The organism is Paenibacillus taiwanensis DSM 18679, from assembly GCF_000425125.1.
Classification (GTDB): Bacteria; Bacillota; Bacilli; order Paenibacillales; family Paenibacillaceae; genus Paenibacillus_B; species Paenibacillus_B taiwanensis.
The window spans coordinates 17,360-40,799 of the sequence record NZ_AULE01000028.1 but is presented as its reverse complement, the minus strand read 5'-3'; the positions used below and the strand labels follow the sequence as shown (position 1 = coordinate 40,799).

Annotated in this window: 20 protein-coding genes and 1 pseudogene; 3 read left to right on the top strand and 18 right to left on the bottom strand. The window is 44.4% G+C overall.

Going from position 1 to position 23,440, the window contains the following annotated elements; genetic code table 11:
• Nucleotides 1–73: 73 nt before the first annotated feature.
• Nucleotides 74–439, bottom strand: coding sequence for a winged helix-turn-helix transcriptional regulator (locus tag H509_RS0106580; RefSeq protein ID WP_028544384.1), 366 nt, complete (start codon nt 437–439; stop codon nt 74–76).
• Nucleotides 440–676: 237 nt separating this feature from the next.
• On the opposite strand from H509_RS0106580, the gene H509_RS0106575 reads away from it, so the two are divergent.
• Entirely contained in the window at nt 677–1,210 is a 534-nt protein-coding gene (locus H509_RS0106575; protein ID WP_028544383.1) for an NAD(P)H-dependent oxidoreductase, read from the top strand.
• Between the two features lie 39 nt (nt 1,211–1,249).
• Here H509_RS0106575 and H509_RS24475 read toward each other — a convergent pair.
• The 8 genes and pseudogenes from H509_RS24475 to H509_RS0106535 all read right to left on the bottom strand — a co-directional run.
• A pseudogene (locus tag H509_RS24475) lies at nt 1,250–1,937 on the bottom strand (IS256 family transposase); the annotation flags it as partial.
• Nucleotides 1,938–2,204: 267 nt separating this feature from the next.
• A complete protein-coding gene (locus H509_RS0106565; RefSeq protein ID WP_028544382.1) occupies nt 2,205–3,194 on the bottom strand; it encodes a PDDEXK family nuclease in 990 nt (329 codons plus the stop codon).
• A gap of 999 nt (nt 3,195–4,193) precedes the next feature.
• Nucleotides 4,194–5,522 (bottom strand): hypothetical protein, encoded by a 1,329-nt coding sequence (locus H509_RS0106560; protein WP_028544381.1) that lies wholly within the window; start codon nt 5,520–5,522, stop codon nt 4,194–4,196.
• 55 nt (nt 5,523–5,577) lie between these two features.
• Nucleotides 5,578–6,066, bottom strand: a complete 489-nt coding sequence (locus H509_RS27125; protein WP_245595995.1) for a barstar family protein — start codon at nt 6,064–6,066, stop codon at nt 5,578–5,580.
• 251 nt (nt 6,067–6,317) lie between these two features.
• Entirely contained in the window at nt 6,318–7,844 is a 1,527-nt protein-coding gene (gene rlmD / locus H509_RS0106550; RefSeq protein ID WP_028544379.1) for a 23S rRNA (uracil(1939)-C(5))-methyltransferase RlmD, read from the bottom strand.
• An 882-nt stretch (nt 7,845–8,726) separates the two neighbouring features.
• The gene (locus tag H509_RS0106545; protein WP_028544378.1) at nt 8,727–9,638 is read right to left on the bottom strand and encodes a diacylglycerol kinase; all 912 of its coding nucleotides are present in this window, start codon (nt 9,636–9,638) and stop codon (nt 8,727–8,729) included.
• Between the two features lie 284 nt (nt 9,639–9,922).
• A complete protein-coding gene (locus tag H509_RS0106540) occupies nt 9,923–10,840 on the bottom strand; it encodes a sirohydrochlorin chelatase (protein ID WP_245595994.1) in 918 nt (305 codons plus the stop codon).
• Nucleotides 10,803–11,093: a YerC/YecD family TrpR-related protein gene (locus H509_RS0106535; protein ID WP_028544376.1), complete on the bottom strand. Its 291-nt coding sequence runs from the start codon at nt 11,091–11,093 to the stop codon at nt 10,803–10,805. Before H509_RS0106535 ends, H509_RS0106540 begins: the two co-directional genes overlap by 38 nt.
• 232 nt (nt 11,094–11,325) lie before the next feature.
• Here H509_RS0106535 and H509_RS27550 point away from each other — a divergent pair, with 232 nt between their 5' ends.
• The gene (locus H509_RS27550; protein WP_051286859.1) at nt 11,326–11,970 is read left to right on the top strand and encodes a hypothetical protein; all 645 of its coding nucleotides are present in this window, start codon (nt 11,326–11,328) and stop codon (nt 11,968–11,970) included.
• A 111-nt stretch (nt 11,971–12,081) separates the two neighbouring features.
• Nucleotides 12,082–13,448 (top strand): IS3 family transposase gene (locus H509_RS27115; RefSeq protein ID WP_157277501.1). Its coding sequence is split into 2 segments (ribosomal slippage): nt 12,082–12,544 and nt 12,544–13,448, totalling 1,368 coding nucleotides; the frame shifts between segments, so codons are not numbered across the junction.
• Between the two features lie 91 nt (nt 13,449–13,539).
• Here the strand turns inward: H509_RS27115 and H509_RS0106515 are convergent.
• The 9 genes from H509_RS0106515 to purM form a co-directional block, all read right to left on the bottom strand.
• Nucleotides 13,540–14,541: an inorganic phosphate transporter gene (locus tag H509_RS0106515; RefSeq protein WP_028544373.1), complete on the bottom strand. Its 1,002-nt coding sequence runs from the start codon at nt 14,539–14,541 to the stop codon at nt 13,540–13,542.
• Between the two features lie 91 nt (nt 14,542–14,632).
• Nucleotides 14,633–15,244 (bottom strand): DUF47 domain-containing protein, encoded by a 612-nt coding sequence (locus tag H509_RS0106510; RefSeq protein WP_028544372.1) that lies wholly within the window; start codon nt 15,242–15,244, stop codon nt 14,633–14,635.
• 192 nt (nt 15,245–15,436) lie between these two features.
• A complete protein-coding gene (locus H509_RS0106505) occupies nt 15,437–16,534 on the bottom strand; it encodes a DUF3048 domain-containing protein (protein WP_028544371.1) in 1,098 nt (365 codons plus the stop codon).
• A 260-nt stretch (nt 16,535–16,794) separates the two neighbouring features.
• Nucleotides 16,795–17,637, bottom strand: a complete 843-nt coding sequence (locus H509_RS0106500) for an alpha/beta hydrolase family protein (RefSeq protein ID WP_028544370.1) — start codon at nt 17,635–17,637, stop codon at nt 16,795–16,797.
• 286 nt (nt 17,638–17,923) lie between these two features.
• Nucleotides 17,924–18,214 carry a hypothetical protein gene (locus tag H509_RS0106495; RefSeq protein ID WP_028544369.1) on the bottom strand — a complete coding sequence of 97 codons (291 nt, stop codon included), beginning with the start codon at nt 18,212–18,214 and terminating at the stop codon, nt 17,924–17,926.
• Between the two features lie 275 nt (nt 18,215–18,489).
• Complete coding sequence (purD, locus tag H509_RS0106490; RefSeq protein WP_028544368.1) at nt 18,490–19,770, bottom strand: phosphoribosylamine--glycine ligase; 1,281 nt, start codon at nt 19,768–19,770, stop codon at nt 18,490–18,492.
• Between the two features lie 93 nt (nt 19,771–19,863).
• Entirely contained in the window at nt 19,864–21,411 is a 1,548-nt protein-coding gene (gene purH, locus H509_RS0106485) for a bifunctional phosphoribosylaminoimidazolecarboxamide formyltransferase/IMP cyclohydrolase (RefSeq protein ID WP_028544367.1), read from the bottom strand.
• Nucleotides 21,412–21,580: 169 nt separating this feature from the next.
• Nucleotides 21,581–22,270: a phosphoribosylglycinamide formyltransferase gene (gene purN / locus H509_RS24465; protein WP_425414226.1), complete on the bottom strand. Its 690-nt coding sequence runs from the start codon at nt 22,268–22,270 to the stop codon at nt 21,581–21,583.
• Nucleotides 22,270–23,316 (bottom strand): phosphoribosylformylglycinamidine cyclo-ligase, encoded by a 1,047-nt coding sequence (purM, locus tag H509_RS0106475; RefSeq protein WP_028544366.1) that lies wholly within the window; start codon nt 23,314–23,316, stop codon nt 22,270–22,272. The genes purN and purM overlap by 1 nt, the downstream gene beginning before the upstream one ends.
• Nucleotides 23,317–23,440: the final 124 nt, after the last annotated feature.

The window sequence follows — 23,440 nt, the reverse complement described above, 5'->3', positions numbered from 1 at the left end:
TTGAAGTTAGCAGGAGAGTAACCATTCTCTATAGAGTCACTTTAAGCACTGCTAGCTTCATCATACATAATCTTCAAAACTCTCCGGTGACTGTTCCCTCCAGCAAGACGATATCTTCCCCTTGCTGTTGCCTCATTTTAATATTCTCTTTGCCCCAAGAACACATCACTTCAACGATCTTATTGGCTGTGACTCCATACTCTGTTAGGCTATATTCGACTTTTGGTGGCATTTGCTGAAACACATATCTTCTTACGAGCCCATCCTTTTCGAGTTCGCGAAGTTGCTGGATCAGCACCTTTTGTGAAATGCCGTCAATATGGCGCTGTAATTCGCTTGTTCTCTTTACACCGGACATTAATAAGCATATGATCAGAGCTTTCCACTTTCCACCTATAATTTCAAGCGTCGCCTCTATGCCCAGATTATACTGTTTCATCAAATGACACCTCGTTCGTGACTATCTTACAAAGCCAAGTTAATATAGTCGCTTAAACATTAACTGTGGCACATATTATTTTTCGAGTCTAGTACGCACTTTAAAGTAACTACCTTACTTTATTGTGTGTATTTTCTTTTTTTCAAGCTTGCAACATAATGATTGTAGTCCAACAAATTGAAAGAGACACTTTGCCATTACACGGTTACAGATGAACATAAGAAGTGAGGTTATATAATGAAAACACTTGTCATTTTGACACACCCGAACCTGGAAGTTTCAAGAATAAATCAGTGCTGGAAAGAAGAACTTCAGCAATATCCTGACGAAATTACAATTCATGAGCTTTACAAAGAGTACCCTGACTGGAACATTGATGTTACTAGAGAGCAACATTTATTAGAAGCCTATAACCATGTCATCTTGCAATTCCCTTTGTATTGGTATAGTTATCCGCCGTTATTGAAAAAGTGGTTTGACGATGTTTTTGCTTACGGCTGGGCTTATGGATCCAAAGGGGATAAACTTAAAGGGAAAAAGTTCGGGCTTGCCATATCCATTGGCGATAAGAAAGAAAATTATATGCCAGAGGGCTCTGTGTCGTTTACCGTAGATGAAGTAATTGCACCTTTCAAAGCCAGTACAAGACATGTGGGCGCATTGGCGTTACCCTACTTCGCTGTCTTCGGAGCTTCATTTCAAGCTAGCCATGAGGATATCGATCACAGTGCAAAAGAATACATCAAGTATATTTTAAAGTATCAGCAATAACCTATATATGTGGGATGAACCATGCCTTATATTAATCTTGAGAATGTCCTGAGCGCCACGATTTTTCAGCTCATTCAGTACGCTGAGCCAAAACTTGGCCGACTCATTTTCGCCAATCCAGATGCCTAAAACATCCTTGTTGTCGTCCAAATCAATGCCAATGACCATCTACGCCGTCTTGTTCACAATAGCCCCATCCTGCTTCACTTTGAAGTGAATGGTATCCAAAAAAACTACCGCGTAGACGCTTTGAAGTGGCCGATTTTGCCATTCTTTTACTAGCCGCATTATTTTATTGGTCACATTGGAAATGAACGTAGGTGACACCTCTATGCCGTAGATCTGCTGAAGATGGTCCTGAATGTCTCGTGTACTCACGCCTTTGGCATACAACGCGATAATCTGATCTTCAATCCCGGTCACATTGGACTGGTATTTCTTAACCACAAGCGGGTCGAAATCGCCTTGACGGTCACAGGGAACCGCGATCTCCTGCTCACCGTACTTACTGGTGATGGTCTTGCGGCTCTTTCCGTTACGGGAATTTAGAGTGTTTTTATCCGATTTCTCATGCTTTTCATAGCCTAGATGAGCATCCATCTCTGCCTCCAGCGTTTCCTGAATCGTCTCGGCGAATAACTTTCAAGGCATCCTGAGCGTCCTTTGCTGTGACCAACTTGTTCTCCTTAATAAAGGCCCGCAATTGTTCTTTTGTCCTCAGTCTCATGTGTACTCCCAACCTTTCAGTTGATTCTATTTTAATAGGTTTTGGAGTTTACACAAACTATTTTACAGACTCGATACTAGTAGAAAATGACAACGTTGATAAATAAGGGTAGAAATACAAAAAAGGTTAAGTTCATTTATGCGGCTTTCTTTAACTTTTCATTGAAACTATCATGACTCTATATACTTCTCTGCATCAAAATCCAATATTTTCACAGATTTAAAAAATTTGTTAATCGTTATCTTAATGGCTGGACTTACTCATTTATCACAATTCCTTCACCATTTCAGCAACTTGCTTATTCATGTAGTCTTCACGAATTTGATAGAGAGTTCTTCCACTCTCTTTTAATACAGAAAAATCATATGTCGCAATGTTCGACCACCCGAATACTTCCTTTAACCATGCTAACAATGACTTTTCCTTGCCATTAACTAATACATTTCCATTACTAAGTAAGGTAGCTTCATCGTTTCTCCCTTTTGCTACAATCGTATCTCCTGCTTTGACAACGCCCCAAAGAAGCATCTCATCAATTTTAGGTAATGACCTGCGTTTAATATCTTTGTTTTGCTTTATTCTAGATGGAGTTTTCTCCATTAAATTGACATAGTAGTCATCATAGTTGGTTAGTGGCAACAATTTTTCAGCATTTAAAAACACTTCATTATTAATTTTATAAGGTGTGAGTTTAAAACAACTCATATCAACACCATTGTTATTTAGCCAGGCAACTGCGGACAACGTCTGATCATCATAGTCAGAGGCGACAAGAATAATCTTTTGTTTCTTATTAAAACTAGTTTCAGCACCATTAACTTTCAAAAATTCGTTCAGTTTCCTAAGCCCAAGCTCATATGAGGTTAGCTCACCCAGTTCGAATTCACTTCTGTATTTCTCAATATAGGGTGCATAAACTTTTCTAACAAGATCATCGGCATCTACGATTGTCGCGTAACTTGCAGCATATCGGATAGCCTGAAATTCAAAAGCCTCTTTACGATTTTCAATATCTTTTCGATCCCTTTTAATTTCTATCAACACAATATTCCCGTTATTATCAACAGCTGTAAGATCACTTCTCCCATGACTTTCATTCTTCACTTGACGTCCAACTATAAGCATTGATTCCTCATCATCACAAAGCATATCGATACTATTTCTAAGAAGTTCCTCTATATCATTCTCTTGCATTTCAAGTTGTGCAAACGTAACAGCTTCTACCTTTGATGCCTTTTTATTCTTTATATTGTACATTTTCAGCCCCCGAATTCATTAATCTTTGCGTGAACACTTAGCATCACAATCGTTCATTGCTCTACCAAATATTCAATATTGAAATTTTAAGGCATACTTTTAAGTATAACTTCTCGCAGTTGAACTTAAAAATCGACAGTTGAATGCTTTAGAATTATTGATTTCATTTTTGAACCTAAGAAGAGTATAAGTTTCGAAGACCTAATACTTTCTCACTATATATTTCGGCAAAATCCGTCCCAAACCCTCTGAGACCTAAAATAGAATTGTTTAGTCGCCATCGCTATGACTTACAATATTTGGATGATAAACGTAAAATCCGTGACATTATTGATCAAGCCGCTTCTAACTATAACAACATTGGCTTATGATGAGCAAATACAGTCCTTACCTAGAATGAAATATCGAAACGGTTTGCGCGATGCAATCTATGAACTGGCGGATGAATTAGTCAAAAACTAATAGATTGGAAACTGTTAAATCAGGTGGATAGATGGAAGATCATGATGAAAGAAATCCAATTTTTAATGTATGATGCTGATGAAAATTGGAATTTATTGTTAAAAATAGAACGATTTGGACAGCCCGAAAATAATCTCAGACTTGTTCGATGTCGATAGAACATCAATTTATCGTCATTTGAAAAATATATTTGAGACTGGTGAGCTCGATGAAAAAGTGGTTAGTGCAGAAATTCCACATACCACTCGACACGGTGAAATGGAAGGAAAAACACATGTATTATAACTTAGATGCTATTATCTCAACTTTCAGTTAATTCTTCCAGTTCTATTCACTTGATTTACTTTACCTTATCACAAATTTTTGCGGCAGTTTTACGGCAAGTACCTCAACAAGCCTATATAACGGAAAGCCTATTATTAAAGAATGTCGTAAGCTTTACTAGCTCGTATTTTATAGAACTCATCATGCCTAGTATGTCAAATGGTTACTTCAAAAAAGTAAAGCCACGTGTATGAATGCCCAAACAGGGCTTAATTACGTAATTTTCTTTAGTTTTCGTACTGCAAACTTTCTTGTATTCTCGTAGCTGTCATGCAAACATTCTTCTAGAATCTCTTGGGGGAGAACTTTTCTCTTGGACATTCCTTGAATCAGAGTATGACGACAATATGAACACAGTGTTTGTCTATATATGTAGATATATACGGAGGGATTAACTTTAACTGATCGATTATCTAATAAATCCTCAACGCACATAAAGACACCATGCCATTCGCCTTCATCATATGATACTGTCAGACTTTGAATGCCTTCGAGTAGCACAGTTTCATCCTCAGACTTATAACAATAACATAGGAGACTTAGAGCATTTGCGAGTTCCTTCTTTTGTTTAAGAAGATTTATTACGAAGTCGTGAATCCTATCTGATGGTAAATGCTGCATCATCTCAAAAGCAATATCTCGTATTGATTGATTATCACTTTCGGCAAGTTCGAAAATATACTGCTCATCCAATGGGAAACAAACCTTCCTAAAAGTCCAGAGCAATTCTACCTTTATTTCTAGATTTGTTTCTTCGATAGAGTATTTCGCTAATTTTATCAAATCATCCTCTGATGCATTTTTCGCAAAACGAAGTGCAAGCCCACGGCTACGCTTTTCTCTTGATGATTTAATCAGTTCTTCTAATGTTGGTGAATCGATACTTTGTCTATTTTGAATCGTGCTGTGTGATACGGAGTTTAGAAAAGCTTTTACATAATCAGATTTAATCGCATTGTTTTGCAAAAATGTATCGACACGTTTATCCCCAAACTTATTTTTCGCGTTTGAATAAAACCAATCCATATCCACAGTATCACGTTTTCTTAATGAATACTCGCCAAGTTGTTTTACAATGCACTTGAATGCAGGAAATCCATCTAGGGATGTTAGCCATACACAAAGCCATTCAAAGTTTTCCTTTTCTAAACGATTGACGCGATGTGAAAGAAATCCGAATGTTGTATTATATTTTTCATATAATGATTCCCTTGCTCTAACGCTACCATCGACTGAAAAAAGATATAAAATCTCGCACAACTGATCGAATAACCATCTATCTAGATTCTTTTGCATAAACTTTTGGATTATTGCCTCTTCAAAAAAGCCCCTATCTTCGAACAGACAAATTGCATTATATAAAAAGATTCCACGCCCGCCTTCACATTGCATGTCATAGCAAGTGTTATGGAGACAAGACCATAAGACAATATCCTTGTATTTTTCACGATTATTACTCTCTTTTAACTCGATATATGAGTTACCTAGTCCTCGTTTGAAAGCCTCTTTAAATTGAGTTTTTGTTAGTTTTCTTTCCTTCAATTAGTGATCTCCTTTACTATTCCGAGTTGCTACATCCTACCCATAGGATTCTTGGCTAAACTCCTCTGCTCTTATTAAGCCATTCTTCATTGTTCCAAAGTACAGGTAATGCTCCCAGTGATTGAATATGTAACTGAGTGTCATTTGAATGCAAAAAAGCGAGCAACTTCTTTTGATTTCCGACAAGTAATTTCCAAGAATTATTTTGGATAATGTCAAGCACATGATACGCAGTATCTTTATCTCGTACATTGAATTTGTCGAAGTTCTTGAAGACAAGCACAAAGCCTTCACCACTAGGGACGATATCGGAAAGGCAATCATTAAAAGCGTCTAGATTTTTTCCGTAATAATCTGGGAAATCAAGAGTACTACCTATTTCCAAAAGACAACTGTTCTTATCCCAAGATTCACAATCAAAGAGATATACATCAAATCCTTCTTCTCTTATATGTTCAACGTATTTTTCTAATATGCTTTGTCTCCAAAACATAACGATAGAACCATTCATCATCAACGTCTTCCATAATACTTCTCGTTCCATCTATCTGACCCCCAAACAACTTTCATCAGAACAAGAACTAAATCCATTGTACCATATGTTGGTATCCCCCTTTTCGTATCGATAAAATTTTCGCGTCTGGTTGCTGAGCAGATGTTTACTGCCCGAAATTGATAAAAGTGACATTCATTTAGCTGTAAACCACCTCCGAGCATCCTAACCCTCCGACTCCCGCTCCCTTGTGAAGAAAAAATGCCCTCTCAATGAAGAGAGGGCATTCCCACATTAACTTCTCATTCGTTATTTCCGTTCCAAACTAATAGTGAACAGCATTCCACATGAGCCGTATGCGGGAACATATCCACCGGCTGCACCTCAACCACTTGGTACCCGCCATCCGCGAGGATACGCAAGTCGCGCGCCAGTGTCGATGGATTGCACGACACGTACACGATGCGCTCTGGGCGCATCTCCAGCATCGTATCCAGCAGCGCCTGGTCGCAGCCCTTGCGCGGCGGATCGACAACGATAACGTCAGCCGTCTCGCCCTGCTCCTGCCAGCGCGGCATCACTTCCTCCGCCGCACCTACGGCGAACTCCGCGTTCTGGATGCCGTTAATCTCGGCATTACGACGAGCGTCGTCGATCGCTTCCTCCACGATCTCCACGCCAAGCACCCGCTTCGCGCGCTGCGCAAGGAACAACGAGATCGTGCCGATGCCGCAATACGCATCGATTACCGTCTCTTTGCCCGTCAAACCGGCGTACTCGACCGCTTTCTCGTACAGAACTTCCGTCTGCACCGGATTGACTTGGTAAAATGACCGCGCCGAAATTTCAAACTTGATATCTCCGATATAATCGGTAATATATTCAGATCCCCATAACAAACGGGTCTTATCACCCAAAATAACATTCGTCTGCTTGTTGTTAATATTTTGACATACACTTTTTAATTGCGGCAAAGCTTTAACCAAGTCTTCTACAAATTCCTCCTGCTGCGGAATACGCTTCCCGTTGGTCACTAGCGTGATCATCAGCTCATTCGTACGGAAACCGATCCGCATGACAACATGGCGCAGCAAGCCAGTATGCGACTCCTCGTTGTACGGCTGAATGCCGTGTTTACGCGCAAGCTCCTTCACGACACGCATCGCTTCATCATGCACTTCGTGCTGAATCAGGCTCACATCCGTATCCATAATTCGATGGCTAGCTTTAGCATAATACCCGCCGATCAGACCGCCAGTCCGCTCGTTTTGGCCGATTGGCATTTGACTCTTGTTACGATAACGCCAAGGGTTGTCCATACCAATAGTCGGCAGCACCTTGACTTGTGTTTCACCAATAGCAGAACCCGCATTTGCAGCTCTAGTTGCCCCATCATCCGCCTGCTCCACTCCAAATTTTCCGATGCGCTCCAATACATCCACAACATGCTGACGCTTCCAGCGTAGTTGCTCGTCATAAGCCAGATGCTGAAGCTGGCAGCCGCCATAATAATGAGCAGGATGCTCCGTCTCCACACGGTAGGGACTATCCACCACACGTTCCAGCACTTTGGCGAAGCCGTACTGCTTCTTCACCTTCAGCACAAGAGCGCGTACTTTTTCGCCTGGCAGCGCATTTTGCACAAACAATGTAAATCCTTCTACCCGACCAACTCCTTCTGCCTCATGGGTCAAGCCGATAATATCCAGTACAACCTCATCGTTTTTCTGTACAGGCGCGGTTGATACAGCAGCCACTGCATTCGTGCGGCCTTTTCCCGATCCTCTACGCTTGCTGTTCTTGCTTCGTTTGTTATCTTGTTTATTCATCTTATTCCTCCATCTGTATATGTTCCTATTCAATCGGCATACATCCATTGTTGATCCATCACAAATAGCAATATCCTTTAAAAACCTTGCTATTATTAGCTAAAAACCCAGCTCTTCTATAACCAGTTCGCTAGTATGCGTGCCTGCACTCTATTCAGGTTTAATCGCGGTTTCACTCTTCTCTTCTATCCTATCCGCGTACCTTAAATCCGATCTTTTCAATCGCCACAATCCTGACAATCCTCACTGTTCGTATATCGACCTGTGTATGGTGTTTATAACCTGTGCGCAATCGTCATGTAATATCCGTCCGTTTACATCAATAGACTGCCAACCTGAATTTTAGCTGTGCATAACTGAGTTTTCAGGCGTAATCCAACATTTCTATCCACAACTTCATACCCGTAAAATGTAATCCTCGCACACAAATCCAGCCACAACGTGTAAACTTCACTTTCATTTCTATGAATTTCTATCTTTCCAACTGGATACCTGTGTATGCTGGGTGTAACTTGTGTATATTTAATGGATGAATGTTGATATCCCGTTTACCGAGTCTTACCGACGAAATCAGAATCCCCCTTAACATCAACAAAACGGCCCGTCTCGTCCTGCTGGCCTACCTAAATGAAGAGACCTATTTCACAGCGAAACCGACCGCCTTATTCAGCTAAAACCATCGAAATACAAGCGCACTGCCCTATAACACACCCTGTCGGATACATAACAGAAGACGCGTAGCCCCCGCTCACGCGCCTATACGATCAAGCTTATACCATTACCATTCATCATATCTTTAGCTTTAACCACGCAGCAGCAGTTCACTACCTCATCTAATCCATCACTCGTTAAATAAAGGCGTCACACCCATATGAGATGAACTTAGCGATACGTCGACTCCCCTGATAGATCGGCATAAATATGCAAATGACGTGGCAGCATCTCAAACACAGCCGGCAGCGTGCCGCCATATTCGCCATCCAGATTCAACTGGACATAGTCAGAAGACGTCACTTCAATACGCTTCGACTGAATATGAATGACGTGCGGATCATTGACGTGCTCACCTCGCAAAGCCATACTCGCAAGACGAATCAGCTCCGCAATATTACATTTTTTCAGCATAATAACGTCAAATAAACCGTCGTCTATCGACGCACCTGGCGCCAGCTTCTCAAACCCACCAACCGAGTTCGTATTCGTAATTAAAAACAGCATAAACTCATCATGAAACTCACCGTGACCGTCAATCTTCAGCTTCAATTCAGTTGGGCGAAGCTGAAAGATCATCTTCTCCAGCCCCTTCATATAATAAGCCAACTGCCCGATCATCGTCTTAAGCCTGCTTGGCACCTCATAGGTCAGTTCAGTTAATGAGCCGCCGCCTGCAATATTAATGAAATGTGTATCGTTCGCACGCCCTACATCTACAGCGCGTGTCTCCTGACGAATGATAAGGTCACAGGCGTCCTCCCAATTGCGTGGGATACCAAGTGCGCGCGCAAAGTCATTGGTCGTCCCCAACGGGATAATACCAAGTGGTGGCCGGTGCTCCTTAATAGCCATACCGTTAATGACTTCATTAATCGTACCATCGCCCCCGGCAGCGATAATAAGATCATAACCCCGATCAATCGCATCCGCCGCACTTCGGCTCGCATCACCTTCGCCCTCAGTCGCATGGGTCGTCGTCTCGATACCAGCAGCATCCAGCCTTTGCAAAATATCTGCCAGCTTCTTCTTACCTTCCTCACGTCCGGAAGTTGGATTATAAATCAGCCTTGCTCTTTTTATCATGTATCCTTCACCCATTTACAATCTATTCATAAGTACGTCATCCCACAACCTGCGGCATCGTCAATAAGTAGAGACGGTCCCGTACTAATAGCCATCCATCAAGCATATGATCAATCCCTCTTAACGTATGGCTAGTCCATCTTATTAAGTTTAACCGTTTAGGCCGCAATTTCAAACCCTCATATTAAAAAAGGATCATCTCATCTTCCCCACAACTGACATGCTATCGATATCCACAGCTAATTAACGTCTTATAAATAGCTCGGATTAGAGATAACGAATTAACGGGACAGTATTCGTCTAGCCTCCTGCTCTAACCAAACCGTCAGTGCAGGATGAGGGAGCAGCGTCTGCCCGTCGTACAACAATGCACAACTATCTGCTTCTAACTCAGCATCCCCACGCTGAGTGCCTCTTTCTAACACAAAAGACCTAGATTCCTGTCCGACAACCCCATAATTAGGCATAACAGCTGCTAGCCGTTCAGGGATGACTTTCGTAGTAAAGTATCCTCGGCTTAAAAAAATGGGAACTACCGCCACTCGCCCCAGAGCCGTATCCGCTCTGCTTGCAGACAGCAATGATTGCATCTCCTGTACACGTCCAGCAACATCATCGCAGCAGAGTAATGCATGTCCAGCCGCTGTACACCAATTCCGCGCTTTCAATTGTTGAGCCATCCTTGTTAGCCCGTCCCGCCATCGTGTCTGAAACGGCTCATGAGGACTGCCATGTGCAATCAGCATAACGGCGTCCCGTGCTCCATCCACTTCCATTGCACGCAGCCGTGCAGCTATCATTGCATATACGGAATCATGTTCATCAAGAGGCACACCATATACAATATCGGCGTGTACCCTAAACCGCTCCAGATCAGATTCGCACAACGGCTCTTCCTTCACACCAAGTGCCCACGCGATCTCATCGACGTGGGTACTTCCTGATGACACAAACAAAGGGACGACTCCAATCTGCTCGACGCCCTGTGACTCTAGCTCATCTACGCCGTCCTGTATGCTCCGGTTCGGAACGCACTCCAAAAAAGAAGAAGCGACCGGCAGGCCCTCCGGCCATACTGCCTTATCAATCGCTTCATCCACTAATGTGACCCAAGCTTCGTCCCTTGAGCCGTGGCTAATAATCAATAGCCCCTGCTTCATCTTAACGTCCAAGACGCTCCAGCGCCATCTTGTATCCATCGTTGCCGTAATTCAAGCAACGCTTAACACGGGAGATTGTCGCCGTGCTTGCTCCCGTCTCTGCTTCAATCTGGTTATAAGTGCAGCCCTTACCGAGCATCCGTGCTACTTCCAGACGCTGAGACAAAGATTGTATCTCATTAACGGTGCACAGATCATCAAAAAATATATAAGCTTCTTCCAATGATTCCAACGTTAAGATGGATTCAAATAATTGATCAATCGATTTATCGTTTAACTTTTTCAGTTGCAAACAGATCCACTCCTACAGGTTCTCATGTACACTCATTGTACTTCCTTTATCCAACCTTTTCAAGCAGTACAGTAGTTTCGCGTTAACGAACTGCCGTATCCGATAGCGCTTACAATTCGATTAGGCGTTCGCCCACGGGCGAAAGTCCACACGAGTTGTTCGCCTACGACATACAGTATAGCAAACAGGGGCATTTGCCAACCCCTAATTTGCATATATGAAGGGTGATTCTATGAACACGCCTAAAGAGCTCATGTCCGTGCCGAGCTTACACATACCGAATGCACAGCAGCAGAACCATCATAATGGGAGCGCTACTCAGGCTAATTCTTCCCCCCGCTCCTTGTCTCTGACGCCGCATTCACAGCGCTCCACGGCATATCCTCCTGCCTCACCCGTCAAGGGGGCCGGATACAAAGTTTCCTATCGCAACAGTGAGGAACAAGCCGTTACGACCTCTGGGCTAACCCCTCACAACCCTAGCTCCAATGCAGTCGTACCGTATCAAGCACCTGTTACGCCCGTCGCCACCGCTGCCGCCGCTACCTCCAAAAGCGGATTTAACATCGGCGACTTAAAGGGCATTTTTGACCGAATGGGTGGTGTTGAAGGCATTGTTTCCACGATGGGCAAAGTACAAAAAGTGATGCAGAGTGTGCAGCAGTTTGCGCCAATGGCCAAAATGCTAGTCGGTGTCTTCGGCAAGTCCAAAAACAAGGATAACGAAGACGAAGAATACTTCTATAAGCCAACACGTCGCCGCAGACGGAGACGTCCAGCCAACACTGGGCGCACACCTAGACGTCGCAGGCAAGCTCCAAGACGAACCAGCAGAACTAAAAACCGACCTTCACGCCCCTTGCGGCCAACACGTTAAGTGCTTGATCACATTTCCAACCGCCAAGCCCCGAACATCAAAAAAGAGCCGATCCTCTGAGCTGCACCCCAATTGTTAGACACACTTAACAATTGGAGGTGCAGTTTTTACATGGCCAAATATTCATATGGAGACAAATTAGAAGCTGTCTTGGAATACTTAAAGGGAAAGAAATCTTACCGAACAATAGCAGATGAACGAAATATGAGCAGTGCACCAATAAAACGATGGGTAGCTCGATTTAAAGAACATGGAGTGGCTGGGCTTATATCAACCTATACAAATCACGATGTTCAATTTAAAATGGATGTACTCTATTATATGAAAGAGCATGGGGCATCTGTTAACGAGACAGCAACACGATTTAACCTATCTACTGATGCGACTATCCTTAGGTGGATAAAGCAATACGAAGCAGGTGGAATGAGCGCCCTGATATCAAAGAAGAAGGGGCGTCCATCAGTGAAAAAAGAAACATCAGTGAATAAACAAACAAAGAAGAGAGTCCTAGTTGACGGATCATTAGAAGCCTTACAGGAAGAAGTAAAGCGCTTGAGAATGGAGAACTCCTACTTAAAAAAGTTGAATACCTTAGTTCAAAACAAGGAAAAGTTACAAAGCAAGACAAAGCTAAAGTAATATTTGAGCTAAGGACAGAATTTCCGATCAACGCACTATTACAACTAGCCAAGCTGCCCCGCAGCACGTATTACTATTGGTTAAAGATATTGGAACGTCCAGATAAAGATACAGCTATTAAAGCCCTTATTGCGGCCGTGTACCATGAACACAAGGGGCGCTATAGTTATCGTCGTATTACACTAGAATTACGCAATCAGGGACATTCCGTAAACCATAAAAGGGTACAACGCATCATGGCAGAACTCGGATTGAAGAGTATCGTTAGAATGAAGAAATATCGTTCGTATAAAGGTCATTTAGGTAAAGTTGCACCTAATATCATAGAAAGAGATTTTCAGGCTACTAAGCCAAATGAAAAATGGGTAACGGATATTACAGAGTTTAAGTTGTTTGGTGAGAAGCTTTATTTGTCGCCAATTCTGGACTTGTATAACGGGGAGATTATCACCTATACAATTGATTCTCGTCCAGTCTATACCCTTGTCTCAACGATGCTAGAGCAGGCATTTAAGCGTCTACACAACGAGGATACACTGCTGATCCATTCTGACCAAGGATGGCATTATCAAATGGCACAGTATCGGGATGCGCTACAAGAACGAGGGATAACGCAAAGTATGTCACGTAAGGGAAACTGTTATGACAATGCCGTTATGGAAAGCTTCTTCGGCATCTTAAAATCAGAGTTCTTATATATAGAGGAATTTGAATCAATTGAGCAATTCAAAGAAGAATTAGTAGCTTATATCAAATACTACAATCACAAGCGGATAAAGGTAAAATTAAAAGGCATGAGTCCGGTACAGTACCGAACACATGCCTTAGATGCCGCCTAACTATAAAGTCTAACTTTTCGGGGTCAGTTCACTCCGAGGACGGCTCTTTCTCATCACTCGCACAATAAGCAAGTATGAGCAGCATCATATCTTAATAGAAAATGAAATCGATAATCTTGAATATTACAGCAGCCAATAACGCACAGATTGGAATCGTAATAAACCAAGCGATCACAATACGTCCCGCAACTCCCCATTTTACAGCGGAGAAACGCTTGGCTGACCCAACACCGAGGATAGCTGACGTAATGGCATGCGTTGTACTTGTTGGCAAATGAGTTAACGTAGCAGACAAAATAACGGTAGCAGACGTCAAGTCCGCTGCAAAACCATTGATAGGCTCGATCTTAAAGATTTTGGTGCCCATTGTCTTAATGATTTTCCAGCCGCCAATAGATGTACCTAAGGCCATCGCTGTTGCCGCTGCAATCTTAACCCACGTCTGCACTTCCATATCTGTCTGGAAGCCAGCTGTAACTAGTGCAAACGTAATGATACCCATCGCCTTCTGTGCATCGTTAGTCCCGTGAGAGAACGATTGGAAAGCAGCTGTAATAACCTGACAAGTACGGAAGCCCTTATTAACAGAATGCGGGCTCTTGTTGGCGAATATCCACTTGAGGATAGTCATCAAAATATAACCGCCTACAAAAGCAATAATAGGCGAGAAGATTAGCGCTAATACAATGCTTTTGAAGCCGCCTACATTAAGTCCTTCCATCCCGGCTCCGGCAAATACACCGCCTGCCAACGCGCCAATCAGCGCATGTGAAGAAGAAGAAGGAATCCCGAACCACCATGTAACGAGGTTCCAAATAATCGCCGCAATCAAAGTCGCTGCTACAATTTCCAGGCCGTTCGTTAACGTCGCAGGGTCTGCTACGCTGCCCCCGATCGTCTTGGCAACGCCTGTAAACGTAAGTGCACCGATAAAGTTCATTACGGAAGCCATAATAATAGCTGTACGCGGCTTTAAAGCTCTTGTCGACACTGATGTAGCGATTGCATTTGCCGTATCATGGAATCCATTAATAAAGTCAAACGCAAGTGCCAGGAAAATAACGATCCCGATAACTAATAATGACGTATCCATACGAATATCTTGCACAGAAGCTTGCTAGGAACGTCTGCGCAATTCCCTTAACCCCCTTCAATCCTTGAGCTGTCTTCAGCCGATAACAACTTTAGGAATTACGCATCACGATCGTTTCAAGCATATCAGCAACATCTTCACAGCTATCCGTAGTCTGCTCCAGACGTTCATAGATTTCCTTACGTTTAATAAGATCAATTGGATCTTTAATGTTTGCGAACAACGCCTTCACGCCAGAGCGGAGCAATGCGTCCCCTTCGTTTTCCAGATCATTTAACTTAATGCTGTATTCACGAATAGCAAGCAATTTCTTCTGCGACAACAGACGAATCGCCTTTTGAATCTCGTACGTGCTTCGTTTCAGCACATCCGCAAATTGGACTACAATTTCATCACGTTCAAACATTTGGTACATTTCAAAGCGGGAAGCACTCGCTTCCATACCGTCCAATACATCGTCCAACGCCGTCGTAAGTGACATGATGTCTTCTCGTTCAATCGGCGTAATAAAGGTTTTGTTCAATTCCGTAATGATGGTGTGCGTGAAACCGTCACATTTGTGTTCCAAATCCTTCATTTCCTTCACAAACGCGGAAACATTACTCAGATCTTCGACACCTTTTGCAAACGTTTCAGCCGCCGTAACGAGCGTATCCGCCATGTTTTGCAGCGTTTCAAAAAACACGTCCTTCTTCTTGAACATTCTGAAATCTCCTTTGCAACCTAATTGCGTGTGCTGTAAACTTTTCAAGCCTTACATATCTTATCACAAAAAAGGCGTCGTTTGTAAATAAATCGTAAACGTAAAATGTAACATTTCGCGGCAATTCTCACGAACATATGTTACATTTTTTAATTTTTTCGACAAATTTCGATTTGTTATAACAATTTTATCCTATTCGCTCCATTTCACGTGTGCTTCCTTCGCCTCTAAGCTTGGTACAATCAGAATATGGGTGACACCTGAATGTAGGGGAATAACTTGCCCCTCCAGTTGAAATTGGATCGGTCCAGCCGCTTGACGTACCCACTTGCCCGCTGCCGCTCGTCCATGGCGAAACCAGATTGCTTTCCCACCAGTGGTCACATCAACACTCAGTCTGCCCGCCTGATCCAATACTTGATGCTTTGCTTCAACTGCAAGCACGTTTACAGTTCGTAATGCTTCGTTGTTTTCCTTATCGACATGCGGCTTGCCTGCCACATATCGGATATAGTTTCCGCGATTAGCGTCATATTGATACTCCACCAGCTCTGAATTTTTTAACAAAGCGATTGTAATCTTGCCAGCCGCTTCCGTTTGGTATGCAATAGCGGTATGCTCGGCCTGTCCCACAGCAGCAAAAGACATGGCAGGGATCGCTTCTGTCAGCTCATACTTCTTCTTTGCGATCCCCTGCTCCAATTTAATGAGACTCGTGTATAAATTATGAGGCGCCTTCCTGCTTTTGTCCCGCCAAAAATAGGAGCCCGCATTCGAAATTTCGTCCAAATAAGGCTTATGCTGTTGTTGAAGTATACGATAACCATCAGGACTCCCACCAGCATGAACTAACACTGCTTTATAGCTCTCACCAAGCTCAATCAAATAAGGACGGATACTTCTGACAGGGCCAATGGTGCCCGCATATTGATTTTGACTCTGATAAATGGCAACAAGTCGCGAAATGCCGCCCTCCGCCAACACTTCGATTAACACGTCCGCGTAAGATAAACCTGACTGTGGCCGCGCAGCCTTGTAATTATTCACCATCACAGCAATCGGACGTTGCTGAATCGCTTGTTCAGGAGTCGGCAATCCTGTAAATGGCGCCTGCACCTGCTGTGGCTCCCTCTTTTCTTGCTCAGGTACAATTATTGCCTCTTGAATAGGTTTGTCTGACACCACTTGATTCTGAACAGGAGCAGATTGCGTGCAAGCGGTTACAATGGTAAAGGACAGTAGTAATACAAGTAGACAAGCTTGGCTACGAAGGAAGGACGGTTCATGCATCGATGGGATGACCTCCTGCTCGACTAGATTATTTTAACATTAGGATGACCTCCTGCTCGACTAGATTATTTTAACATTATTATCCATCATCCTTATTCAAAAGTCCAATCCTCTGCGCTTCTGTAGGAGTCTAAAACAAACATTTGTTATTCACAAAAAAACAATAAGCGAAGCCATCGCTGCCCTTGTCAGGTGCGCATGTACTTCGCTTCGTATGAACGGTATGAACTATAGCCTTGTTTGTGTCTGCCTTGACCTGGTTAAATGCTCCAATGTGCCCATTGCTGCTGACGGCGCTCCCAATGTTGAAGCCATTCTATTGTACGATCATATACCGCTTCACGGTGGCTGCCGTTCGAATAAGTGTGATCCGCTTGGAACACAATCTCTTTGTCACACTGGCCATCACTACGCATCCAGAACAACTTCTGATACAAGAACGAATAGTCTGCTGGAATGACATCATCCGATGTGCCGTGAATCAGCAATACATCCCCTTGAAACTTTACAGCCTCCTGGAAGGGCTGGTGTTTGCCAAGGGAATCGAAATATTCTGGTGTAAAATGATACCCTAAGTATTCGGTCTTGCCGTTTTTAACGGACTCGTCATAACGATTCCGACCAACGATGTTGACGATGTCATTAAAGGGGTAGGCTACTGGTGACCATAATACTAGCCGTTTAATGCGTTGATCTTTTACCGCTGTTAACAAGGCTACTGCACCGCCCAGGCTATGTCCAATCAGCGTTACCCGTTGAGGATCTACATCTCCACAAGCGAGGGCATAATCGAGAACGGCCTGAGTCTGCTCAATCATAGCGTCGATTCCCAGTTTACCGTACTCGCCAGAGCTTTCGCCACAGCCCGCATAGTCAAACCGCAGCACGATGTGACCTTCCGCCGTCAGACGTCTCGCGGCGTTTACGAATAAACGGTCAACTCCGATGCGGCTGCCCACAAAGCCATGACAAATAACCGTTAAAGGTACCCTTTTGCATGATTTCTCCTCAGATCGGGATTCAAAAGGCGTACGCTCAACAGGATAATGGATCGAAGCTGCGATCCGCTCATGCTGCCACTTTATTTCCACAAACCGTTCCATTGTCATTCCCCCGCTTCTATTCATCATTTCTTATATATTTTAAAATCTTATAATTCCGATTAATTTACTTGTATTTATGTTAATTTGGATTTTATCATCGTATCCATGTAATGTCAACCCTTCTCCCGCCCACTAAAAGGAACCACCCAATATTTCTTACTCTTCGAATTGGTTTGTTCTCTATCGACAGAAAAAGGGCTACAGCATCAACTGCCGCGCCCTTTTCCCTAATAATAATCTATGTTGCACTGTTGCTGTCCTTGAACTGCTGTACGAGATTACGTAGTTATTTCAACTCATAATCCAAATTGTCCACATGAAATCCGTAGGATTGGTTAATCATCATGTTTGTCGCCTTGGCGCCACGCTCAACTGGACAAGCGTCGCCTACACACTCGTTGTCATCGGAGTCTTGCAGCGATTCAGAACCCGCATTCAATTGTGCTGGCAAGCTGTTTTGGTCATCACCATTTGTGATCACCCATGCATTCACTTCATCCATCCCTCGTGCATGCTCCTGATTCAAATATTGCTTCGTCAATCCATCCGACGGATAGGATGATTGTTGGTCAAACATTAACAGGCCCTCCAATCTTGTACGGCACCGCAGCATCAGATGTATGAACTCCACTCACTACTAGTGCCCTGCTGCGGGTATTACCGCTCTTGATGTCGTTTCAACATAGTATGAGAGAGTTGTCGTCAGGTTATTCCTTCGTTTACAAAAATGTGATCCCTATTTGCACATCCTCTAAAAGGACTCACGCTAAGTCGACAGACGCAAAAAAATAAAGACTTGCCTCTTCTCCTCTAAGAGATGAAGCAAGTCTTTCTTATTATCGTGTTACAGTATTAAACTAACGTGCCCGTTAAAGCTTTGCCAGCAATATCCGTGCGATAATACATGCCGTCAAACGAGATCTCCTTCACCGCTGCATAAGCGGCAGCCTGTGCGGCCTTCACATCCTGGCCACGCCCTACAATACCTAACACACGGCCACCATTTGTAACGATGTTACCCGCTTCGTTACTTGCCGTGCCTGCATGGAACACTAACGCCTTCTGCCCCACATTTGCTAGTCCCGTAATGACGTCGCCTTTACGATAAGTACCTGGGTAACCTTCAGACGCAACGGTTACACATACAGCCGCATCATCGCTCCACTCCAGTTGGATGTTATGCAGCGTTCCCTTCACTACTGCTTCAAATACTTCAACGATGTCTGTCTTCAAGCGAGGCAATACGACCTGCGTCTCGGGATCACCAAAACGTGCATTAAACTCCACCACTTTCGGCTGTCCCTCCGGTGTAATCATGAGCCCTGCAAACAACAAACCTTTAAAGGTTCTGCCTTCTTGCACCATCGCTCTTGCTGTCGGCTCAATAATCGTCTTTAATGCCTCTTCAACGACAGACGCATCGATATGTGGGACTGGACTATAAGTTCCCATGCCCCCAGTGTTTGGACCTTGATCCCCATCAAAAATCGGCTTATGATCCTGGGCTGGTACACAGGCACGTACGGTCTCTCCATCTACAAAGGCCAAAATCGATATCTCCTGCCCTTGCATAAACTCTTCAATAACAATTCGATTGCCGGACTTGCCAAATTTCTTGTCCACCATCGTCTCGTGCAGCGCCGCTTCTGCTTCCGCCAACGTATGCGCGATGATGACACCTTTGCCTGCTGCAAGCCCATCGGCCTTAATTACCGTTGGCATCGGTTGGCTGCGTACATAACGGAGCGCAAGCTCCACATCGTCAAAAGTTTCGTAGGCAGCAGTTGGAATATTGTATTTGCGCAGTAAATGCTTCATAAATACTTTACTACCTTCAATCTCAGCTGCCGCTTTGTTCGGACCAAATACGTTTAGACCGTAACTTTGCAGCACATCTACAATCCCATCCGCAAGCGGATCATCTGGCCCAACCACGATAAGATCTATTTCATGCTCATTTGCATATTTTGCAATAGCTTCAAATTCATTCACCGCAAGCGGCACACACGTTGCTAATTCGGCGATACCCGCATTTCCCGGAGCGCACACAACCTCCGACACTTTGCTGCTTTGGCGAAGTGACCATACTAGAGCATGTTCACGGCCTCCGCCGCCAATGACCATTACTTTCATTCTTGTCGCCTCCACCTTAAAGTTAATGATGCCCTGTCGTTGTAATTGATCTTGCAATTGAGCCGTTCGAGCAGCGAGCTTAATTAACGTATATTAATGTTTAAAATGACGAATGCCTGTAAGCACCATCGCCATATCGTGTTCGTTTGCCACTTGCACTGACTCTTCGTCACGAATGGAGCCGCCAGGCTGAATAACGGCCACAATTCCCGCTTCTGCCGCAAGCTTCAACGTATCTCCCATCGGGAAGAAAGCATCCGACGCGAGCACGGCTCCACGTGCGTGCTCCCCTGCTTGTTCAATCGCGATTCGTGCAGCGCCAACACGATTCATTTGACCTGCCCCAACGCCTACCGTCATGCCGTCCTTAACGAGTACAATCGCATTGGATTTCACATGCTTTACAACGTTCCAGCCTAGACGCAACTGCTCCAACTCTTCTGCCGAAGGCACACGCTTCGTCACGGTTTGCAGCTGATCAGCCTCTAAACGATGCACATCCGTCTCCTGAATAAGCAAGCCGCCATCAATCGAGGTGAGCTGCCAAGCGGCGCTGTTTCTTGACGCGGAAGGCGCTATACCTGTGCGAAGCAAGCGAATGTTTTTCTTTTGGGACAGAATCTCAAGTGCCTCCGTCGTAAATTCTGGCGCGATCACGATCTCCAAGAAGATCTCACTTAATAACTGCGCTGTGTCCGCATCAATAGGCCGATTCGCAGCTACGATGCCGCCAAAGATCGACGTTGGATCAGAAGCGTACGCCTTGCGATAAGCTTCATATATACTTTCGCCGATTCCAACGCCGCAAGGATTCATATGTTTGACCGCTACAACTGCCGGTCCTTCAAATTCACTCACAATGGCTAATGCCGCATTCGCATCATTAATGTTATTATAGGATAACTCCTTGCCGTGCAGTTGTTCGGCCGTTGGCAAGCTGCCTTGAGAAGCAAGCGGTTCACGATAAAAAGCAGCCTGCTGATGTGGATTCTCTCCATAACGCAGCGACTGAACCTTCTCATAAGTGACCGTTAATTGTTCAGGGAAAGTCTCGCCAACCTGTTCATTGAGATAACCCGCAATGACCGCATCATATGCAGCGGTATGACGGAACACCTTTGCAGCCAACTGTTTGCGTGTCTCCAGTGTGGTATCTCCTGTCGCCTGTACTTCTTCAATGATTCGACCGTAGTCAGCAGCATCAACGACCACAGTTACAAAAGCATGGTTTTTTGCAGCCGAGCGCAGCATAGTAGGCCCGCCGATATCGATATTTTCAATCGCGTCCTCATACGTTACGTCTGATTTACTAATGGTTTGCTTAAACGGGTATAAATTAACAACGACGAGGTCAATGTAAGACAAGCCCAGTTCCTGCATTTGCGCTTGATGCTCCGCATTGTCACGTACCGCGAGCAATCCACTGTGAACCGCAGGGTGGAGCGTCTTGACACGGCCGTCCATAATTTCAGGAAAACCAGTAACGTCAGAAATCCCGATTACAGGTACGCCAGCTTGCTCCAGCAGTGTCTTTGTTCCCCCTGTTGAAATCAGTTCAACGCCTGCCTTTGCCAACGCCTCTGCCAACTCTACAATTCCAGTCTTGTCCGATACGCTGATTAATGCTCTCTTCATCGACATCATGTTCTCTCCCTTAAGTGTAATTAGGATTAACTCTGCTGCATCGTTGCGCTTGCTCTATTATGCAAGAAATATAATGTAAGTCAGTTATTTATCAAGTTATTTCGACTAATTCTACTGCTTCAGCCGTTTATTCCATTTATGCCGTTGGATGCCGCTTTTACTGATTCTACTGCATCCGCTGTAAGTCGACTCGAATTGGCGCTAATCTGCCTGCAAGGACATCGCGAATAACGGCTGGATACAGTTCATGTTCAATCGCATGAATACGTGCAGACAACGATGGCTCCGAGTCACCTGCATTTACCTGTACAGCTTGCTGTGCCAGAATTGGCCCTGTGTCCATTCCTTCGTCTACCAAATGTACCGTAACTCCTGTTACACGTACTCCATAGTCGAGCGCTTGCCTAACGGCATGAAGTCCAGGGAACGACGGCAGCAACGAGGGATGGATGTTCATCATTTTTCCAGGATAAGCCTTTAGCAGTACAGGTGTAATGATACGCATATAACCTGCCAGCACAATCCATTCAACACCTTCCGCTTGAAGCCGCTGAAGCACATCTTGCTCGTACAATTCCCGAGTTCCATATTGCTTTGGCGTAAAGACAGCTGTCTGAATACCTGCCGCCTTAGCCCGTTCCAACACATACGCCCCCGGCTTATCACAGACCAGTAAAGCAATGACAGCTCCGAAATGTTCCGGATCAGCCTGAGCCGCATCCACGATCGCTTGAAAATTTGAACCAGAACCAGAAGCAAAAATCGCAATTCGAGGAAGCGGCTTATCCGAAGCTGAAGCCCCTTCAGTTGAAGGAGCCTCATGTTCACCGCTCATCGAGACGTTTTTCGAGCGCATCATAGCCCCGCTCCTGGAATAAGCACACAACGGCTGCCTTCCTGCACAGTGCCAATTCGATACACCGTCTCACCACTAGCGTTAAGGGAAGCTATAGCGGCCTCTGCATCTTCTTCTGCAACAACGATGACCATACCAATTCCCATATTAAATGTCGTAAACAGCTCTTCTGTCGTTAATCCGCCAACTTGCTCCATATGGCTAAAAATAGGCAGGATTGGCCAAGAACCGTAATCAATTTGAACCGCTGTACCTTCCGGCAGAACACGAGGAATATTCTCCAGGAAGCCACCGCCCGTAATATGTGCAGCACCCTTTACGCGTACTTGCTCCATTAAGCTAAGCATCGGTTTGACATAAATGCGAGTAGGCGTCAACAATACTTCACCAAGTGTCAGGTCCGTTTCCAACTCTGGTACGGATGATTGTAGACTGTAGCCTGCTTTTTCCAACAACAGCTTGCGTACAAGCGAGAAGCCGTTGCTGTGTACACCGCTTGATGGCAAGCCAAGCACTACGTCACCCGCTTGAATGTCCGCCCCACTAATGAGCTTGCTCTTATCAACTACCCCAACGCTGAAGCCCGCAATGTCGTACTCTTCCGTTTGGTACATGCCTGGCATCTCTGCTGTTTCGCCGCCAATAAGCGAACAACCAGCTTGTGTACAACCTTCTGCGATGCCGCTGACAATGCTCTCAATACGCTCTGGGTTTACTTTTCCACAAGCCAAGTAATCGAGGAAGAACAAAGGCTCAGCCCCTTGGACCACGATATCATTTACACACATCGCCACCGCATCAATACCAATTGTATCGTGCTTATCCATTGCAAAGGCCAGCATCAGCTTCGTGCCGACACCATCTGTTCCCGATACGAGCACAGGCTCCTCGTATTTCTTGTGATTCATCTGGAACAGGGCACCGAATCCTCCCAGATCAGTCATAACCTCCGGACGAAAAGTGCGTCGTACGTGCTTTTTCATACGTTCAACAGCTTCATTGCCAGCAGCGATATCGACACCCGCTTGTTTGTAAGCTTCAGACATGGGTTCCTCTCCCTTGTGCATAAATAATAGTGATATCCATTGTGTACTGTACTTCCTGTACTTCCGTATTCCCTGTACTTTCTATAATTCCGTTAGCAGAACACTTTATTTCATATGCTAGGTA

Coding starts and splice junctions, on each gene's coding strand:
- purH (WP_028544367.1), bottom strand. CDS start 21,411: ATGTCGATGAAGAGAGCATTAATCAGCGTATCGGACAAGACTGGAATT.
- rlmD (WP_028544379.1), bottom strand. CDS start 7,844: ATGAATAAACAAGATAACAAACGAAGCAAGAACAGCAAGCGTAGAGGA.
- H509_RS0106505 (WP_028544371.1), bottom strand. CDS start 16,534: ATGCATGAACCGTCCTTCCTTCGTAGCCAAGCTTGTCTACTTGTATTA.
- H509_RS27125 (WP_245595995.1), bottom strand. CDS start 6,066: ATGGAACGAGAAGTATTATGGAAGACGTTGATGATGAATGGTTCTATC.
- H509_RS0106510 (WP_028544372.1), bottom strand. CDS start 15,244: ATGTTCAAGAAGAAGGACGTGTTTTTTGAAACGCTGCAAAACATGGCG.
- H509_RS0106540 (WP_245595994.1), bottom strand. CDS start 10,840: ATGGATACAAGATGGCGCTGGAGCGTCTTGGACGTTAAGATGAAGCAG.
- purD (WP_028544368.1), bottom strand. CDS start 19,770: ATGAAAGTAATGGTCATTGGCGGCGGAGGCCGTGAACATGCTCTAGTA.
- H509_RS0106565 (WP_028544382.1), bottom strand. CDS start 3,194: ATGTACAATATAAAGAATAAAAAGGCATCAAAGGTAGAAGCTGTTACG.
- H509_RS0106580 (WP_028544384.1), bottom strand. CDS start 439: ATGAAACAGTATAATCTGGGCATAGAGGCGACGCTTGAAATTATAGGT.
- H509_RS27550 (WP_051286859.1), top strand. CDS start 11,326: ATGAACACGCCTAAAGAGCTCATGTCCGTGCCGAGCTTACACATACCG.
- purN (WP_425414226.1), bottom strand. CDS start 22,270: ATGCGCTCGAAAAACGTCTCGATGAGCGGTGAACATGAGGCTCCTTCA.
- H509_RS0106515 (WP_028544373.1), bottom strand. CDS start 14,541: ATGGATACGTCATTATTAGTTATCGGGATCGTTATTTTCCTGGCACTT.
- purM (WP_028544366.1), bottom strand. CDS start 23,316: ATGTCTGAAGCTTACAAACAAGCGGGTGTCGATATCGCTGCTGGCAAT.
- H509_RS0106495 (WP_028544369.1), bottom strand. CDS start 18,214: ATGTTTGACCAACAATCATCCTATCCGTCGGATGGATTGACGAAGCAA.
- H509_RS0106575 (WP_028544383.1), top strand. CDS start 677: ATGAAAACACTTGTCATTTTGACACACCCGAACCTGGAAGTTTCAAGA.
- H509_RS0106500 (WP_028544370.1), bottom strand. CDS start 17,637: ATGGAACGGTTTGTGGAAATAAAGTGGCAGCATGAGCGGATCGCAGCT.